The organism is Shewanella violacea DSS12, assembly GCF_000091325.1.
Classification (GTDB): domain Bacteria; phylum Pseudomonadota; class Gammaproteobacteria; order Enterobacterales; family Shewanellaceae; genus Shewanella; species Shewanella violacea.
Genome location: NC_014012.1, coordinates 546,832 through 564,879 on the forward strand (window position 1 = coordinate 546,832; position 18,048 = coordinate 564,879).

The 18,048-nt window shown below is 44.0% G+C and carries 16 protein-coding genes and 3 tRNA genes; all 19 read left to right on the forward strand.

The window, feature by feature from the left end; translation table 11 throughout:
• Positions 1-37 precede the first annotated feature (37 nt).
• Positions 38-113 (forward strand) — tRNA-Gly (locus tag SVI_RS02245).
• A 15-nt stretch (positions 114-128) separates the two neighbouring features.
• Positions 129-226: transfer RNA gene (locus SVI_RS21330), tRNA-Gly, on the forward strand.
• Between the two features lie 131 nt (positions 227-357).
• Positions 358-433, forward strand: a tRNA-Gly gene (locus SVI_RS02250).
• Between the two features lie 536 nt (positions 434-969).
• Positions 970-1,422: a hypothetical protein gene (locus SVI_RS02255; protein WP_013049764.1), complete on the forward strand. Its 453-nt coding sequence runs from the start codon at positions 970-972 to the stop codon at positions 1,420-1,422.
• A 518-nt stretch (positions 1,423-1,940) separates the two neighbouring features.
• Positions 1,941-2,399, forward strand: coding sequence for a tRNA (adenosine(37)-N6)-threonylcarbamoyltransferase complex ATPase subunit type 1 TsaE (gene tsaE / locus SVI_RS02260; RefSeq protein ID WP_013049765.1), 459 nt, complete (start codon positions 1,941-1,943; stop codon positions 2,397-2,399).
• 2 nt (positions 2,400-2,401) lie between these two features.
• Positions 2,402-3,727 (forward strand): N-acetylmuramoyl-L-alanine amidase, encoded by a 1,326-nt coding sequence (locus SVI_RS02265; RefSeq protein ID WP_013049766.1) that lies wholly within the window; start codon positions 2,402-2,404, stop codon positions 3,725-3,727.
• 29 nt (positions 3,728-3,756) lie between these two features.
• A complete protein-coding gene (gene mutL, locus SVI_RS02270) occupies positions 3,757-5,616 on the forward strand; it encodes a DNA mismatch repair endonuclease MutL (protein ID WP_013049767.1) in 1,860 nt (619 codons plus the stop codon).
• A 39-nt stretch (positions 5,617-5,655) separates the two neighbouring features.
• Entirely contained in the window at positions 5,656-6,582 is a 927-nt protein-coding gene (miaA, locus tag SVI_RS02275) for a tRNA (adenosine(37)-N6)-dimethylallyltransferase MiaA (RefSeq protein ID WP_013049768.1), read from the forward strand.
• 95 nt (positions 6,583-6,677) lie between these two features.
• Positions 6,678-6,956 carry an RNA chaperone Hfq gene (gene hfq / locus SVI_RS02280; RefSeq protein ID WP_013049769.1) on the forward strand — a complete coding sequence of 93 codons (279 nt, stop codon included), beginning with the start codon at positions 6,678-6,680 and terminating at the stop codon, positions 6,954-6,956.
• Positions 6,957-6,975: 19 nt separating this feature from the next.
• Complete coding sequence (gene hflX / locus SVI_RS02285) at positions 6,976-8,274, forward strand: ribosome rescue GTPase HflX (protein ID WP_013049770.1); 1,299 nt, start codon at positions 6,976-6,978, stop codon at positions 8,272-8,274.
• Positions 8,275-8,315: 41 nt separating this feature from the next.
• Complete coding sequence (gene hflK / locus SVI_RS02290; protein ID WP_013049771.1) at positions 8,316-9,458, forward strand: FtsH protease activity modulator HflK; 1,143 nt, start codon at positions 8,316-8,318, stop codon at positions 9,456-9,458.
• A 2-nt stretch (positions 9,459-9,460) separates the two neighbouring features.
• The gene (gene hflC, locus SVI_RS02295; protein ID WP_013049772.1) at positions 9,461-10,339 is read left to right on the forward strand and encodes a protease modulator HflC; all 879 of its coding nucleotides are present in this window, start codon (positions 9,461-9,463) and stop codon (positions 10,337-10,339) included.
• A 324-nt stretch (positions 10,340-10,663) separates the two neighbouring features.
• Positions 10,664-11,254, forward strand: a complete 591-nt coding sequence (petA, locus tag SVI_RS02300) for a ubiquinol-cytochrome c reductase iron-sulfur subunit (protein ID WP_013049773.1) — start codon at positions 10,664-10,666, stop codon at positions 11,252-11,254.
• Complete coding sequence (locus tag SVI_RS02305) at positions 11,254-12,468, forward strand: cytochrome b (protein ID WP_013049774.1); 1,215 nt, start codon at positions 11,254-11,256, stop codon at positions 12,466-12,468. The genes petA and SVI_RS02305 overlap by 1 nt, the downstream gene beginning before the upstream one ends.
• Complete coding sequence (locus tag SVI_RS02310) at positions 12,468-13,166, forward strand: cytochrome c1 (protein WP_013049775.1); 699 nt, start codon at positions 12,468-12,470, stop codon at positions 13,164-13,166. Before SVI_RS02305 ends, SVI_RS02310 begins: the two co-directional genes overlap by 1 nt.
• A gap of 106 nt (positions 13,167-13,272) precedes the next feature.
• A complete protein-coding gene (gene sspA / locus SVI_RS02315) occupies positions 13,273-13,902 on the forward strand; it encodes a stringent starvation protein SspA (protein WP_013049776.1) in 630 nt (209 codons plus the stop codon).
• Complete coding sequence (locus SVI_RS02320; RefSeq protein ID WP_013049777.1) at positions 13,902-14,420, forward strand: ClpXP protease specificity-enhancing factor; 519 nt, start codon at positions 13,902-13,904, stop codon at positions 14,418-14,420. The genes sspA and SVI_RS02320 overlap by 1 nt, the downstream gene beginning before the upstream one ends.
• A gap of 106 nt (positions 14,421-14,526) precedes the next feature.
• The gene (locus SVI_RS02325) at positions 14,527-15,117 is read left to right on the forward strand and encodes an anthranilate synthase component II (RefSeq protein WP_013049778.1); all 591 of its coding nucleotides are present in this window, start codon (positions 14,527-14,529) and stop codon (positions 15,115-15,117) included.
• Positions 15,118-15,432: 315 nt separating this feature from the next.
• Positions 15,433-17,922, forward strand: a complete 2,490-nt coding sequence (locus SVI_RS02330) for a S9 family peptidase (RefSeq protein WP_013049779.1) — start codon at positions 15,433-15,435, stop codon at positions 17,920-17,922.
• Positions 17,923-18,048: the final 126 nt, after the last annotated feature.

Genomic DNA, 18,048 nt, shown 5'->3' on the forward strand with positions numbered 1-18,048 from the left:
TGATGTTTAAAGTTGAAGTTGTTCGAAAGAAAGATTTGCGACATTAGCTCAGTTGGTAGAGCGATACCTTGCCAAGGTATAGGTCATCGGTTCGAACCCGATATGTCGCTCCAATTTAAAAAGATTAAGCGACATTAGCTCAGTTGACTCTTTGTTTAGAGCAAAAGGGCGATACCTTGCCAAGGTATAGGTCATCGGTATTTTGTTTCGAACCCGATATGTCGTTTCAATCTAGATTTAAAGATTTACCAAAATCTTTAAATGAAAAAGTTTTAAGCAACATTAGCTCAGTTGCTAAAGGTGAAAGACGATACCTTTTGTGATGTTTAAAGTTGAAGTTGTTTGAAAGAAAGATTTGCGACATTAGCTCAGTTGGTAGAGCGATACCTTGCCAAGGTATAGGTCATCGGTTCGAACCCGATATGTCGCTCCAATTTTCCTCCCATTCCCTCTTCGATATGTAACTTCCAATTTAAAACTTCCAATTTAAAACTTCAATTTAAAAAGATCATGCGACACTAGCTCAGTTGTGCCCATCTATTCAGATAGTAAAGAAACGATACCCTCATTTTTCAAAGCTATAGCCTATCTGGTAAGAATTCGCGGTTCGAAGCCCTTTGGTTTAAATCAACAACTCGATTGAATCTCACTCTTGATTCAAAACTCTTATCATCCCAGCTTCAATAGATCTCTAGAGCATCTCGTTAAACAGTAAATCTCTACTAACTAATGTCTTCCAATCTTGCTCTATATGCCTCCTGCAGATCTCGCTCTTCAGCTATTTTATATCTATGTCACCTTTCTGTTGTTTACGTGACGAAGTGCGAATTTCTTAAGCTGTATCTTGATGCAATCTGCTTAAAAGTAGAAAAATTTGATCTTGTTCAAATAACCCACGGCTTTTTATCCCCATAATAGCTTCTGAAGTAATTACTTTGACTAACTTTTGTTAGGTTTAGGAGTGTAAACATGCGATTTCAACAACTAGGTGAAGTATTAACGTATGTAGCGATTTGCCGAGTAGAGATGGCGACACTCTATAGCAGACTGAAAACAAATGCGGATTCCACAAGAGTAAAAATGATGCTTGAATATTTCCAACAGCATCAGAGAGGTGTAGCAACAAAACTGGAAATATATATCGAATCAGCACCAAAAAAAGTGCTGAATGCCTGGTATAAAGATATTTGTTTTGAAGATTTTATAAAAAAATGTCATGACACAGTCTTGACTGCAAATATGTCTGAAGGGGACGTATTAGAGCTGCATTTATATTTGGATAATCTACTGATGGACCTACTGCAGGAAACCGCTGGGCACTCCTCTGTGGGGATAGCTGGAATGCTCAATCAGCTTGTGCGTGTTGAGAGAATTCGGCAGCAAAGGTTAGTTCATAGCTGCATACGTATGGATGATATCTAATATGATTAACCGGTTTGATGAAATAGCTAAGGGAACCTGTATTAGTTCTTGTGATAGTTAGATATATCTTTTTATTATTGCCATCAGTTCCTTCTCTAAATTTATCATTTACATTTTTTGTACTCTGCAAAACGTTATCAAGATCAAATTAAACATAAATTCATATAAGACTCGGATGAGTGAATCTATGGACGAGTTTAGGCTTTAACTCTTTTAATTTAACTTTATCTCTATGAGGTATATCCATTTAGATTAGTCATGTTAGAAAATTTTTCGCCATTCCCAATGCTTGTGACTGGGTTTGACCGTTCGAGTTAGATGTTGAGAGAAGCTATCACGCGGCGATTACTGCAAAATTTGCCATAATCGTGAGTGACTCAATACTCCATATAAAATCTTTGGTGAATAATCATTTAATTAATGAATAGTCGCTATTTGGTGAAACCTATTTAGCTAATAAGCAATTTGGTATAAAGTAACGGGTTAGAACTAGTTTTAGAAAGGGTAAACTCAATACAATGGCATCGGTTAAGGTTTTTCTAGATAATGAGCAAGATACGGTGGACTTGGGTAAGCGTTTAGCGCAGATCATCACCCCGCCCTTAACACTCAACTTATCGGGTGAACTAGGGGCTGGTAAAACAACGTTAAGCCGAGGCCTGATCCAAGCTTTAGGTCATGAAGGCGCGGTAAAAAGTCCAACTTACGCCCTAGTTGAGCCCTATGAGCTAGATGGTATAGATCTTTATCATTTCGACCTATACAGGTTAAGTGATCCCGAAGAACTTGAATATATGGGGATTAGAGATTATTTCACCGATAAGAGCGTATGTCTCGTTGAATGGCCTGATCGGGGGCATGGATTAATGCCAGTGGCCGATATCAGTGTTGATATTAAGTATGTCGGTACCAGTCGAGAAGTTGAAATGACTTCAGGAACAAACAAAGGGCAAGTATTGCTCAGTAAACTTAAATAATAATGATAAAAATCAATAATTTTATAAAAACTATACTTGTAGTGCTTTCACTATGTACCTCTTTTATTGCCCATAGTGCCAATAAGCTAGATGGTGTACGTGTCTGGGCCGCTCCCGAATCGACTCGAATCGTTTTCGATCTAAGCAATGCACCTAAGTTTACTCATTTCAATCTGGCTAGTCCTCATAGACTCGTGGTCGACCTCAAGGGCACCACGACCTCATTGAATCTCGGTAAATTAACTAATAACAGTAAATTGGTTAAGAAAGTAAGGATAAGTAAATCCCCTTCGAAGGGAACCTTACGCATAGTTATCGATCTGGCTAAACCCGTAAAATCGAACCTGTTTTCACTACCGCCTACGGCTCCCTATGGAGACCGCTTAGTCGTGGACCTCGATGATAATAGCTCAACAACGGCAGTTGTAAGCAAGGCCAGTAAAGTCACACAGAAGCTTAGAGATGTGGTTGTGGCCATCGATGCCGGTCATGGAGGTGATGATCCTGGCTCTATTGGGCCATCGGGTATTTATGAGAAAAAAGTGGTTCTGGAAATCGCAAAGAGAGTAGCTGCAAAAATTAATGCAACGCCAGGTATGAAAGCTGTGATGACCCGTACAGGTGATTATTTTGTCAACCTAAATCAACGCTCTGTGATCGCAAGAAATAGTAAAGCCGATCTACTGGTTTCAATTCACGCCGACGCATTTACCTCTTCGCAGCCTAGGGGCGCATCAGTTTGGGTCTTGTCTATGAGGCGTGCTAACAGTGAGATCGGTCGTTGGTTAGAGCATAAAGAGAAGCATTCAGAGTTGTTAGGTGGTGCCGGAGAGATCATGAAAAATGCTGCTAATGAACAGTATTTGGCTATGACCTTGTTGGATATGTCCATGGATAGGTCCATGGCTGTCAGTCATCATATTGCCGATGATGTTTTGTCGAACTTAGGTAAGGTAACCAAGTTGCACAAGAGTAAACCTGAGTCGGCTAGTTTTGCCGTACTTAAGTCACCGGACATTCCTTCAATTTTGGTGGAGACAGGGTTTATCTCGAACCATACAGAGGAGAGGCTCCTGTCCCAGAGACAACATCAGAATAATTTAGCCAATGCGGTATACAAGGGGGTCGTGAAGTACTTCACGTCTAATCCGCCGGTTAACTCACTGATGGCGAGTAAAGGTTCGCGAAGACACAGCGTCCGTAAAGGTGAGTCGCTCTCGGTTATTGCTCATAGGTATAAAGTATCAATAACCAATATTAAGAAAGCTAATAACTTGAAGTCTAATAACATACATATCGGCCAAAGGTTAGTGATCCCCAGGGCATAGGGGGGCATTACTTTAAAGAGTTTAGAATTATGACAATACAGATTTTACCGCCGCAACTCGCTAACCAGATTGCTGCCGGAGAAGTTGTCGAACGACCAGCATCCGTTATCAAGGAGCTGGTCGAAAATAGCTTAGATGCTGGTGCGACCCGAGTCGATATAGAGATCGAGAAGGGCGGTAGCAAGCTGATTAAAATTCATGATAATGGCTCAGGGATCCCGAAAGAGGAGCTGAGCTTGGCTCTGTCTAGGCATGCCACCTCTAAACTCAGTAGCTTAGACGATCTCGATGCTATCCTAAGTTTTGGTTTCCGCGGTGAAGCCTTGGCGAGTATCAGTTCTGTTTCCAGATTAACTTTGACTTCACGTACGGCGGAGCAAAGCGAAGCTTGGCAGGCTTATGCTGAAGGCTCTGATATGGCCGTGAAGGTGATTCCAGCTGCTCACCCGGTAGGTTCGACTGTTGAGGCGGTGGATCTGTTTTTTAATACCCCGGCCAGAAGACGTTTTCTCAAAAGCGATAAGACAGAGTTTACTCATATAGATGAGTGGCTAAAACGCATTGCATTAGTGAGTCGTGACATACATTTCACACTTAAAAATAATGGCAAAGTGGTAAGAAATTTTCGTCCTGCAAAAACATCGGATCAATATTTACAACGACTAGCTCAGGTCAGTGGCAAGAAATTTGCGCTGCAGGCGTTAGCGGTCGAGTGCGAACATGAAGGTTTGAAGTTAAGTGGCTATATACAGTCCCCCTATTTCGAAGGTTCAGCCAGTGATACTCAATATTTCTATGTCAACGGTAGACTGGTTCGTGACAGGCTGGTCAATCATGCGGTGAGACAAGCTTTTGCCGAGCATGTGACCGGAGCTCAAGCTAGCTATGTTTTGATGCTAGAGCTCGACCCTCATCAAGTCGATGTTAATGTGCACCCGGCTAAGCATGAAGTGAGATTTCACCAGAGTCGCTATGTCCATGACTATATTTTTCAGGCACTGCAATCTGCACTCTCACAAGTCGGCAAACCAGTTTTTTTAGCTGAAGACCAGAGTAATAAAGAAGCATCCTCAAACTCTTATCAAGCAAGCGTGCTGGAATCTCCGAGAGTTAATGAATCTGATGCTAGCACTGGCTATCTCCCTTTTAACAAAGAGCCAGATACAAGCCAGGCTAGAGCTAAGCATGAGCATTCAATAGCATCGTCAGCTTACTACCCAGGAAGCAAAAGTGGTTTAAGCCCTAGTTCGGCTGCACGTCCACAAGTTGAGCTTCCTTCTGTGGCGGCTATCGCTTCTTATGGCGCTTTACTTACCACTCCTGTAGTTCCTCCTCAGGTAGGGAATGGGCAGGTAAGGGACCCGCAAGACATGCCGCCGGTATTGGATGGTAAATATTGGGTGTTAACTCAAGCCGATAGCTTGACTCTTCTCACCATAGAAAACGTTGCTTCTAAGCTCTTACAGGTAAGCATATTGGCTAAGCTTGAATGTGGCTTAGTCAGCCAGCCCCTGTTAATGCCAGTCTCTATCCCTATGGACGATGACTGGCAGGTGACTATTGAGCACCGAGAGTTAATGTTAAGAAAGATGGGGATTGAACTAACAATTCGCCTCGGGCAGTTGATAATAAAGAAAGTGCCCCCATATTTAAGACAGAGTCAGTTGGTTAGCGTTATCCCTGAGTTATTACAATGGATGCGTTTTGAAGAGCCAGGCCTAGAGGCTTTGGCAAGCTGGGTAGCCAAGCATGGTGATATGAATCTTGAGTCGCCGACTCCAATCTGGCAAGACTTTATGCAAGCGGAGCAGAGCCTGAGAGAGGAATTGATGGCGGATGTCATCAGCTTACCTTGGCAAGTTTGGTTGAAAAAAGCATTGATTGATTGAGTCTGTTTTGTCAGATACTGAAAAGTTGGAAATATACGAGTGACTGAAGCAAGTTTACCAAAAATTATTACCCTAATGGGGCCTACGGCCTCAGGGAAAACGGCGCTGGCGATTGAGCTGGTTAAAGAGCACAATTGTGAAATTATCTCCGTCGATTCGGCTCTTATCTATCGTGGTATGGATATAGGCAGTGCAAAACCGACGGCAGAAGAGCTCGCGATAGCGCCCCACAGGTTGATCGATATACGCGACCCTTTGCAGAGTTACTCTGCAGCAGATTTTAGAACCGATGCGCTTAGAGAGATTGCCGATATTGTAAAGTCTGGCAAAACCCCCTTGCTTGTAGGGGGCACCATGCTTTATTTTAAGGCTCTGTTAGAGGGGTTATCTCCCTTACCAGCAGCTGATGAAGTTATAAGGGCTGAGATTGCCGCTGAAGCACTGACCCATGGTTGGCAACATCTGCATGACGCATTAAAGCGAGTAGATCCAGTTTCGGCCGCGCGCATTCATCCTAATGATCCTCAACGATTATCCAGGGCGCTAGAGGTCTTTCGCATCAGTGGTAAAAGCATGACGGAATTGACCAAAATTAAATCACCTCCTTTGCCTTATGAGGTCATTCAATTTGCAATTTCACCGAAAGATCGAAAAGTGTTACATCTTTCTATAGAAGAAAGATTCAAATTGATGTTAAATCAGGGTTTCGTAGAAGAAGTTCAAAGCCTGAGGCAGAGGAATGATCTGCATTTAGATCTTCCTTCCATGAGGTGCGTAGGCTATCGGCAGTGCTGGGAGCATCTAGATGGTGACTACGACTATAATACTATGGTCGACAAGGGGATAATTGCTACTAGGCAATTAGCTAAGCGTCAATTAACATGGTTAAGAGGGTGGTCTGAGTTAAATTGGCTAGAAACTGGGTTAGATTCGAATTTAACTAGTGTATTGCGACATTGTCGCTAGCTAATTCATCCTCGCTATATAATACTAAATCCAAACAAGAAAGTTATGTTGTATTAGTTTTATTACTTAATTATTAATAAAAAGGAAATTATAAAATGGCAAAGGGGCAATCTTTACAAGACCCATTTTTGAACGCACTTCGCCGTGAGCGCGTTCCTGTATCAATTTATCTTGTTAATGGTATTAAATTACAAGGACAAGTTGAGTCATTTGACCAGTTTGTCATCTTGCTTAAGAACACGGTTAGCCAAATGGTATATAAGCACGCTATCTCTACAGTCGTGCCTGCGCGTCCATTCAGTGTAAACAGCCATCACGCGACCCCAACTCAAGCTGCAGGCCTTAATGGTCAGCAGGATGAAGTGAGCGAGTAGTTGTTGAGGAGTAAGCTTTTTGTTTGATCGTTATGAGGCTGGTGAGAGTGCCGTTCTGGTGCATATTGACTTTGCCGATGAAGACCGTAGAGAAGACTTAGTCGAACTCAAGCTCTTGGTCGAGTCGGCCGGTGCTCAGCAAGTTGGTGTGATAACTACTAGCCGCCGCTCACCGGACCGAAAATTTTTCCTTGGTTCGGGAAAGGCTGATGAGCTAGCAGCTTTGGTCGCCGCGACAGAAGCAAATGTGGTGATTTTTAACCATGCGCTGAGTCCTGCACAAGAGAGAAATCTTGAGATGGTTTGCCAATGTAGGGTCCTAGACCGTACAGCACTCATCTTAGACATATTTGCCCAGAGAGCACGTACCTACGAAGGTAAGTTGCAGGTGGAGCTAGCGCAGTTACGCCACATGTCGACTCGTCTTATACGAGGTTGGACTCATCTGGAGCGTCAGAAAGGTGGTATTGGCATGAGAGGCCCTGGGGAGACCCAGCTCGAGACTGATAGACGTCTACTCCGTGGCAGAATGGGCACCATCAATAAGCGTTTAGCGAAAGTAGATAAACAGAGAGAACAGAGTCGAAGAGCAAGAAGTCGCAGTGAGCAGCCTACAGTTTCTTTAGTCGGTTATACCAATGCGGGTAAATCAACTCTGTTCAACTCACTTACAGTTTCAGATGTATATGCTGCGGATCAACTCTTCGCTACCTTAGATCCTACCTTGAGAAAGTTAGATCTACCGGATGGCGCGATTATCTTGGCCGATACCGTAGGTTTTATTCGTCACTTGCCCCATGATTTAGTGGCGGCATTTAAGTCGACGTTACAAGAAACCCGCGAAGCGGATCTATTACTTCATATTGTCGATTGCCATGATGACAATATGGAGGATAACTTTGAGCAGGTTCAGTTGGTGCTCAAAGAGATAGGTGCCGATGAAATCCCACAATTGGTTGTCTGTAATAAGATAGATCTATTGGAGGATGTCAGCCCAAGGATTGATTATAACGATGAAGGTGTCCCCACCAGAGTCTGGGTGTCGGCGCAGCAACAAAAAGGCTTAGATCAGCTCAAAGAGGCCATCAACCAAATAGTTGGTAGAGCAACTTTGGAGCTGACTTTACGCATTCCGGCAACTGCCGGACATTATCTTGGTCAGTTTTACCGACTCGATGCGATACAGCAGAAAGAGTTTGATGATCTTGGTGACTGCATCTTGTCTGTGCGCTTACTGGAGGCCGACTGGCTCCGATTAGTGAAGCAGAGCCAAGGGGAGTTAGAGCACTTTATTGTCGAAGACGCGGCAGTAGAGTAATTTTTTAATCTGGTTTATTTCATATTCTTATGGAGTGCTAAATGGCTTGGAACGAGCCCGGTAACAAGGGAAATAAAGACCCTTGGGGAAATAAAAGTGGTAACGATAAGGGACCACCAGATCTAGATGAAGTTTTTCGTAATCTTTCGAAGCGTTTCGGCGGTGGTAAAGGTAATGGTTCGGGACCTAAAGTTAGTTCTTTCGGCCTTATCATTGTCTTGGGCATAGCCGTTGTCGTATGGGGCCTTTCAGGTTTCTATACGGTAAAAGAAGCCGAGAAAGGTGTCGCTCTTAGATTCGGTGAGTACATAGGCGAGGTCGATCCTGGTCTTCAATGGAAAGCGACGTTTATCGATCAAGTGTTCCCAGTCAATGTGAATACTGTTCGTTCAATTCCTGCCTCAGGCAGCATGTTGACGACAGATGAGAACGTAGTTTTGGTTGAACTTGACGTTCAATACCGAGTGACAAATGCATATAACTTCTTGTTCAGTGCAGTAGATGCGAATGAGAGCTTACGTGAGGCGACAGACAGTGCCCTGCGTTATGTTATTGGTCATAATAGTATGGACGATATCTTAACCACTGGCCGAGATAAGATCCGTCGTGATACCTGGTCTGAAGTAGAGCGTATTATCGAGCCCTACAAGTTAGGTATTACCATAGTCGATGTCAACTTCCTGCCTGCTCGTCCACCTGAAGAGGTTAAAGATGCCTTCGATGACGCGATTTCGGCACAAGAAGATGAACAAAGGTTCATTCGTGAAGCTGAAGCTTATTCCCGTGCTATCGAGCCTAAGGCTCGTGGTCAAGTTCAGCGCATGGAGCAGCAAGCCAAAGCTTACAAAGAACGTGAAGTCTTAGAAGCTACGGGTAAAGTCGCTAGGTTCAACCTCTTGTTACCTGAGTATAAGTCTGCACCGAAAGTGACACGTGATCGCTTGTACTTAGATGCTATGCAAATCGTATTGAGTGGTACCAGTAAGGTGCTAGTCGATTCTAAGAGTAGCAATAACATGATGTATCTTCCTTTAGATAAGTTGATGCAGAAGAGTCAGTCGAATGCTAAACCTAGAAGTGTAAACTCTAATTCTACTACGAGTTCTTCTTATGGCTCTTCGACACATAGCAGCGTTCCGTTGGACACACGACCGACTCGTGGTGAACGTCAGGGGAGGAATTAATCATGGGTAGACTAATCGCGGTTATTTCCGCCGTGCTAGTGGCTGTGTTTTTATCGTCTATTTTGGTGGTTAACGAAGGTGAGCGAGCGATTGTTTCACGTTTCGGTAAGATCCTAAAAGATGATGGTATCACTCGTATCTACGCACCTGGTTTGCACATCAAGATCCCTATGGTCGATAAGATCAAGTTTCTTGATTCACGTATCCAAACTATGGATGGTGCAGCAGACAGATTCGTGACATCAGAGAAGAAAGATCTTATGGTCGACTCTTATGTGAAGTGGCGTATCAGGGACTTCGAGAAATATTACTTATCAACTAACGGTGGCATCAAGGCTAACGCCGAGTCGTTACTTCAGCGCAAGATCAATAACGATCTTCGTACTGAGTTCGGTCGCCGTACGATTAAGGCTATTGTTTCAGGAAGTCGTGATGAGCTACAGCAAGATGCATTGAGAAATGCATCTGAGAGCGCGGCTGACCTAGGTATCGAAGTGGTTGATGTACGAGTCAAGCAGATTAACTTACCGGCTAATGTGAGTTCGAGTATCTATCAACGTATGCGTGCAGAGCGTACCGCGGTAGCGAAAGAGCACAGGGCACAAGGTATGGAGCAGTCTGAAATCATACGTGCAAAGACTGATGCTTCGGTGACTATCTTGTTAGCTCAGGCTCAACGTAAAGCGCTTGAGGTTCGAGGTGAAGGTGATGCGACTGCAGCTAAGATATATGCAGATGCATATGGCCAAGATCCTGAGTTTTATAGCTTCCTACGTAGTTTAGAGGCTTATAAGGGCAGTTTCCAAGGTGATTCGAATGTTATGGTGCTTGAACCAGACAGCGATTTCTTCAAATATATGAAGAGCCCTTTAGGCAAATAAGCCTATTTGGATGAAAAGCCCGGCATATGCCGGGTTTTTTTTGCTTTAAATTTATAACTCACTAATTTAGCATCATATCTTATTTGCTTTTTATCATTTATCTCTGCCTATTAATCTTTTTTTCTATAATTTGATGACTATTTAATGTGCTGTGAAGCCTATTTTACTAACATCCTTAACTTTGTTATTCAATTTACTATGATCTGCTTCTAATTTTTGGCTATAATAAGCCCTACCTCAAGGTTCATTTTTGAGTTTTGGGGTGAAACCCAACTTTAAAAATAATTTAAAACAAAAATTCCAACACTCTCTGGAGATAAGTGGATGAGCAATGCGCCAGTCGATACCGGACGTCGCAGATTTCTGACCGCAGCAACCGCCGTAGTAGGTGGTGTAGGTGCCGTCGCTGTAGCGGTTCCTTTTATAAAGTCATGGAATCCGAGTGCCAAAGCGAAAGCTGCAGGTGCGCCGGTTGAAGTAAATATCAGTAAAATAGAGCCAGGTCAGTTGATCCGTGTTGCATGGCGTGGAAAACCTGTCTGGGTTGTACGTCGTACCAAAGAGATTTTAACTAATCTTGCAACACTCGACAGTCAACTTCGCGATCCAGCATCGGCAGAAGAGCAACAGCCTTCTTATGCTCAAAATGCGGTTCGTTCGATTAATCCGGAGTATTTTATCGCGGTGGGACTATGTACTCACTTAGGTTGTTCTCCTACCTATCTACCGGATACGTTCAGTGAACAGGTTGAAGGTGTTCCTTCAGGTTTCTATTGTCCGTGTCATGGTTCTAAGTTTGATTTGGCTGGCCGCGTCTTCCAGGGTGTACCAGCGCCATTGAACTTAGTTGTTCCACCACATCAGTATATCGATGAAGGCTTAGTCATCATCGGTGTCGATCAAGGGGCAGCGTAATGATTAAGAATTTAGTTGATTGGATCGATGCTCGCATACCTATGACGGCGACTTATAACCGTCATGTGGGTCAATATGCGACGCCAACAAACTTTAACTTTTGGTACTTCTTCGGCTCACTTGCCATGCTAGTTCTGGTTAACCAGTTACTAACAGGTATCTGGCTGACAATGAATTATGTGCCAACTGCCGAAGGTGCATTCGCGTCAATCGAATACATCATGCGTGATGTTGAATACGGCTGGTTGCTGCGTTATATGCATTCCACCGGTGCCTCGGCATTCTTCGTAGTAATCTACCTGCATATGTTCCGTGGTCTTATCTACGGCTCTTACCAGAAGCCTAGAGAGCTACTTTGGTTATTCGGTATGCTTATCTTCCTCGTGCTAATGGCCGAAGCTTTCATGGGCTATCTGCTACCATGGGGGCAGATGTCATATTGGGGGGCTCAGGTTATTATCTCATTGTTCGGTGCCATCCCCTTTATTGGTGATGACCTGACATTGTGGATTCGAGGTGATTTTGTTGTCTCCGGCGCTACGCTAAACCGTTTCTTCGCTCTGCATGTTATTGCACTGCCTTTGGTCTTAGTTGTCTTAGTGTTCCTGCACTTGATTGCCTTGCACGAAGTGGGCTCAAATAACCCAGATGGTATCGAGATTAAGAAGAATAAGGATGAAAATGGATGGCCAGTTGATGGTATCCCATTCCACCCTTACTACACAGTTAAAGACATTTTTGGAACCGCTGGCTTCCTGATTATCTTCTGTTACGTACTCTTCTTTATGCCTGAGGGTGGCGGTTACTTCCTCGAAGGACCAAACTTCGAAGCGGCTAACCCGATGAAGACACCTGAGCATATTGCACCGGTTTGGTATTTCACGCCTTTCTACGCAATATTACGTGCGATTCCCGATAAGTTGATCGGTGTGATGGGCATGGGACTTGCGATTGCTGTACTGTTTGTGCTGCCTTGGTTAGATCGTTGTAAGGTTAAATCGATTCGTTACCGTAGTCTGACACATAAGCTGAACATAGCTCAGTTTGCTATTTCATTCATCATCCTTGGCTATTTAGGTGCGGTTCCTGCAACACCTGAGCTAACGATTGCAGCGCGTGTATTTACTCTGACTTACTTCGGTTTCTTCTTCTTCCTGTGGCTTTACAGCAAGAACGAGAAGACTAAACCTGTACCTGAGAGGTTGACTCACTAATGAAAAAATTACTTATTGCATTAGTAGCCTTAGTACCAACACTGGCTTTTGCTTCGGGTTCATCGGTACATCTTGAGAGTGCTAACATAGATCTCAATGACACTGAGTCATTACAACGTGGTCTTGACCTGTTCCAGCATAATTGTTCAGGTTGCCATAGCACTCAATATCAGAGATACATCCGAGTTGCGAATGACTTAGATATTTCTCTCGATGACATGCGTGCTAAGTTCATGTTCGATGATGATGCTAAGCCTGGTGACTTGATGGAAAATGCTATTCCTGAAGAGGCTGCGGCTAAATGGTTTGGTTCAACGCCACCGGATTTGACTCTAGTTGCCCGTGTGCGAGGTGAAGATTGGATCTACACTTACCTTAAAGGTTTCTATAAAGATGAGAATCGTCCATTTGGCGTGAACAATATAGTGTTCCCGTCAGTGGGTATGCCTCATGTGTTGGAGCACCTTCAAGGCATCCCTGTTAAGCAAGAAGATGGTACGCTAGTTTCGACTGGTGGCTCTCTGAATGCCGAAGAGTATGACCAAGTGGTTCGTGATATCACGGGCTTCCTAGTCTACTCCGGCGACCCGGTAAAACTTGAGCGTGAAAGCTTAGGTTGGTGGGTAATGGGCTTCCTGTCTATCTTCTTCGTTCTGGCTTACTTGTTGAAGAAAGAATACTGGAGAGATGTACACTAACCCCTTTAAAGGTTAGAATGTATTATCCGCATACTGTAAACGGGGGGCTTTGCCCCTCGTTTGCTTTCTGTTTTTTGCTTTTGCCTTATAAATCCGGAGGGTATCGATGGCTGTTGCTGCCAATAAACGTTCAATCATGACACTGTATTCAGGTGCCGACGATCTCTATAGTCACCAAGTTCGTATCGTCTTGGCTGAGAAAGGGGTTACCGTTGATGTGCTACAGGTTGAACCAAGTGAGATGCCTGAAGAACTGATCGAGCTGAACCCTTACAATACAGTTCCTACTTTGGTTGATCGTGAATTAATACTATATAACTCACGTATCATCATGGAATATCTGGATGAGCGCTTCCCACATCCACCACTTATGCCTGTATATCCAGTGTCACGTGGCCAGACTCGTCTAATGATGCATCGCATCGAAAATGACTGGTATTCACTGGTTGAGCGTATCAGAAGTGGCGATCGTGCAGATGCGGCTCGTAAAGAGTTGCAGGAAAGCTTAACTGCAATTGCTCCGATATTTACCGAAATGCCTTACTTCATGGCTGAAGAGTTCGGCCTTGCCGATTGTTACTTGGGCCCACTATTATGGCGTCTACCTGTATTGGGAATCGAATTAGATAACCGTACGGCTAAAGAAGTCAAAGCATATATGACACGTCTGTTTGATCGTGAATCATTTAAAGCTTCTCTTACTGAGACCGAGCGCGAAATGCGCATGGGTATCTAATGAAGCCAATGACACCAAATCGCCCATACTTGCTGCAAGCATATTATGATTGGTTGATGGACAATGATCTTACCCCACATGTCGTCGTTGACGCTTATGTGCCGGGGACTCAGGTTCCACAACAATATGTGAAAGATGGTCAGATTGTTCTCAATATCACATCGACCGCTGTAAGTAACTTGCAGATTGGTCATGACTTTATTGAGTTTAATGCTCGCTTTGGCGGTGTTCCTCAGCAAGTTGTTTTGCCTATGGCTGCTATTGTTGCCATATACGCAAGAGAAAATGGTGCTGGAACAGTCTTCGATATGGAAGATGCTTATAAGCTTGATGGTGAGTCAGCAGAAGCTGGACTCTCTGTGGTGAAACCTGAAGAGGCGTCAGTAGCAGGCTTAAAGAGTCCGTTATCTTCCGTCGAATCTTCACCAAGTGAGACTCCTAAATTCGAGTCTTCAGCGGATAAGAAGTCGTCAGACCCAGAGCCTAAGCGTCGTGGTCATCTGACACTCGTTAAGTAATATTTACGAGTGAAGCATTAAAGCCAGTCCTATGACTGGCTTTTTTATTATTTGAGGCTGTGATAGCATCTGCCGCCGGCTTTAATTGTTAGGATAAATCTGTTCCATGCTGTTGATGATCGATAACTACGATTCTTTTACTTTTAACTTAGTGCAGTACTTCCAGCAGCTAGGTCAAGAGATCTTGGTTAAACGTAATGACGAGATCACCTTGGAAGAGATAGAGGCTTTAAACCCTGCATATTTGGTTATCTCACCCGGGCCGTGTACACCCAAAGAGGCTGGGATATCTCTTGCAGCTATCGAGCACTTTTCGGGTCAACTTCCCATACTAGGTGTTTGTCTCGGTCATCAGGCTATTGCTCAGGTTTTCGGTGCCAAGGTCATTCGGGCTCAGCGAGTCATGCACGGTAAAACAAGTCTAATTAACCATACTGATACTCGTCTATTTTCCTCATTGAACTCCCCCCTTACTGTGACGCGTTACCACTCTTTGATTGTCGAGGCTCTACCCGAAGATTTTATCTTAGATGCCTGGTTCGATGACCCTGTGCATGGAAGAGAGATCATGGCCATAAGCCATAAAAGCCTACCTATACTGGGTGTGCAGTTTCATCCTGAGTCTGTACTCACCGAGCAGGGGCTCGAGCTATTACAGAACTTTCTCGATCTAGGTACTAGAACCAAGAGTAACTAGTGGTAAATTTTGAGTTATAAGTGCTAAGGAATGTTCGAGAATTTATTCATAGTTGCTATTTGAACCTTCCACTAATAAATAATTGAAGCTAGTTCGTCACTTTCCCGCCTGCTGGCTTTCTGGTTTTTCCGCCTTATCACTTTCTTCACTTAATTCTTGAATCCTAAAACGCGTTAGCTTGTTACAAGTTATTTAAAAAACTCTAACTTATCCTTATCCCTTTTGTGATATAAATATTCGCAAAATAATATCAATGACGACGTATGGCTTACATTAATAGTGGGCCAAGATCATTGAATAATAGAAGGAAGGATAATGACAGGTTTGCTGCGAAATTCAGGTCTTAGTATGCTCACAATAGCCATTTTAAGTGGTTGTTCGGTCTCGGACTCTAATTCTAATCTTCAATCCGTTACCCAAGTGAATCAAGCTGTGGTGACTCCGACGCTCGCGACACCTCCTCAAGTTAATGAACCACTCACTATGAAACAGATCATGGCGGATCCCGATTGGATGGGAATACTCGCTAAAGGGGCCTATTGGAGTGACGATAGCCAGTCTGTTTATTTTGCTCGTCAAGCACACGCTTCGCCTATCAGAGATTATTACAATCAAGGTTTGGAGCAAGACATAGCTTCACAGCTAAGGCTAGATCAGCTTCATCTAGCAGATCAGCAGCATGGTGTGACAGATAGTGCAAAGACACGTAAAGCCTATATTTATCAAGGTAACTTGTTCATTAAGCACTTGGCTTCGGGGAAGATATCTCAGTTAACTAGGCAGAATACAGGGGTAGATGGGGTACGTTTTCTCGACAGTGGCGACTTAGCCTTCTGGCAAGGGGATCAGATATTTCGCATTCATCAAAACAGCGGAATGTTGGATCAAATTGCTAATATTAAGATGGCACCAGAGCCCAAAGGGGTTCAAGAGCCTGACACCTATATCGCTAAACAGCAGCAAAGGTTGATCAAATATGTTGCCCTGCAGCAAGATAAAGCCAAAAAGAAGCAGGCATATAAGCAAGAGCGAAATAAGGTCGACCCAAGCATAGCATCTAAGACCTGGTACTTAGGCGACAAGGAAGTGGTATCGGACTTGAGCCTTTCTCCCGATGCTCGCTATGTTCTCTTGTCTTTAATCGACAAGGAGTACAGCTGGCGAAGCGAGCATGACATCATGCCTAATTATTTAGGTAAAGCCGGTTATGTGGATGCAGTGCCAGCCAGAGCGCGTGTCGCAGAGGATAATCCTCCAGGAGAGCGATTGGTTCTGTTGGACCTTGATACTGGTACTAAGAAAGATATCACCATAGAAGGCTTAACTGGTTTCGATGAAGATGTTCTTGCTAAGGTAAAGAGCGAAAATGCTAAGGCGCAGGGGGAGTTATATAAGAGTGAGGAGACCCCGCGCAAGATACAGTTGATGCAAGACTGGGGCTGGTCACAGAGTGCAATTCAATGGCAAGGCTCGGGTCATAGTGCTGCTATCATGCTCGAATCTCTCGATAATAAAGACCGATGGATTGCTAGCCTGAATATTGAGAAGGGCTCGTTAAAGACAGAGCACAGACTCCATGATAATGCCTGGGTTAATTACACCTTCAACCAGTTCGGCTGGGTAACGGGTACTGATTCTCTGTATTATCTATCGGAAGAGACTGGTTACTCGCACCTTTATTTAAAGCATAAAGGGGAGCAGGCTGAGCCTCTGACCCAAGGTAAGTTTGTGGTTAGCAGTGTTACCTTAGGCCCCAAGGCTCAGTTTATCTATTACAAGGCAAATAAGGCGCATCCAGGCATAGATAATGTTTATCGTGTCAATATCGTCACGGGTAAAGATGAGCAGCTTACTCAGTGGGATGGTCAACTCAGTTATAAACTCAGTCCAGATGGAAATAGTCTGCTGCTGAATGCTTCTCGTCGTACAGAACCTGCTGAGTTGTTTGTAAAAACGATTGGTGGTGAGCGTAAGCAGCTAACCCATTATACCAGCGATACATTTAAGAATTATCCCTGGCAGGCTCCCGAAGTGGTGGCCGTAGTTTCTAGCCATGGAGCGGGTGATGTCTATGCCCGAGTTTACCTACCTCAAGGTTATGATAAGAATCGAGCGGAAAAATATCCTGCAGTAGTTTTTAATCACGGTGCCGGTTATCTGCAAAATGCTCACTACGGATTTTCCGGTTATTTTCGTGAGTTTATGTTCCACAATCTACTTACCCAAAATGGTTATGTGGTCATGGATATGGATTACCGCGGTTCTAAAGGCTATGGCCGAGATTGGCGCACCTCCATTTACCGCAATATGGGTCATCCCGAAGTGGAAGATCTGAAAGATGGTGTAAGCTGGATGGCTGCTAATACCAATGTAGATACAGCTAAAGTGGGCACCTATGGGGGATCTTACGGTGGCTTCCTGACCTTTATGGCCTTATTCACCGAGCCAGAGCTATTTCAGGCCGGTGCAGCCTTACGGCCTGTAACGGATTGGGCTCACTATAATGCGCCTTACACTTCAAATATCTTAAATACGCCGGATGTCGATGCCATTGCCTACGAACGTAGCTCTCCGATAGAGTACGCTCAAGGCTTGGAGAAGCCGCTGCTCATCATGACCGGGGTACTCGATGATAATGTCTTCTTCCAGGATAGCGTCCGTCTGGTCCAGCGTCTGATTGAGCTTGAGAAGCCTATGTTTGAAACGGCAATCTATCCAGTAGAGCCCCATGGCTTTAAGCAGCCATCGAGCTGGCTAGATGAGTACCGTCGTATCTATAAGCTATTCGAACAAGAACTTAAATAAATCAGTTCTCAATAATATGAAGGTCTCCATGTGAGGCCTTTTTATTGGCTATCCCTATTATTTGATAGAGCATATTAAGTGCCGGTATTTATTCCAGTCCAAGCGGGTAGATAAATAGATCTAACT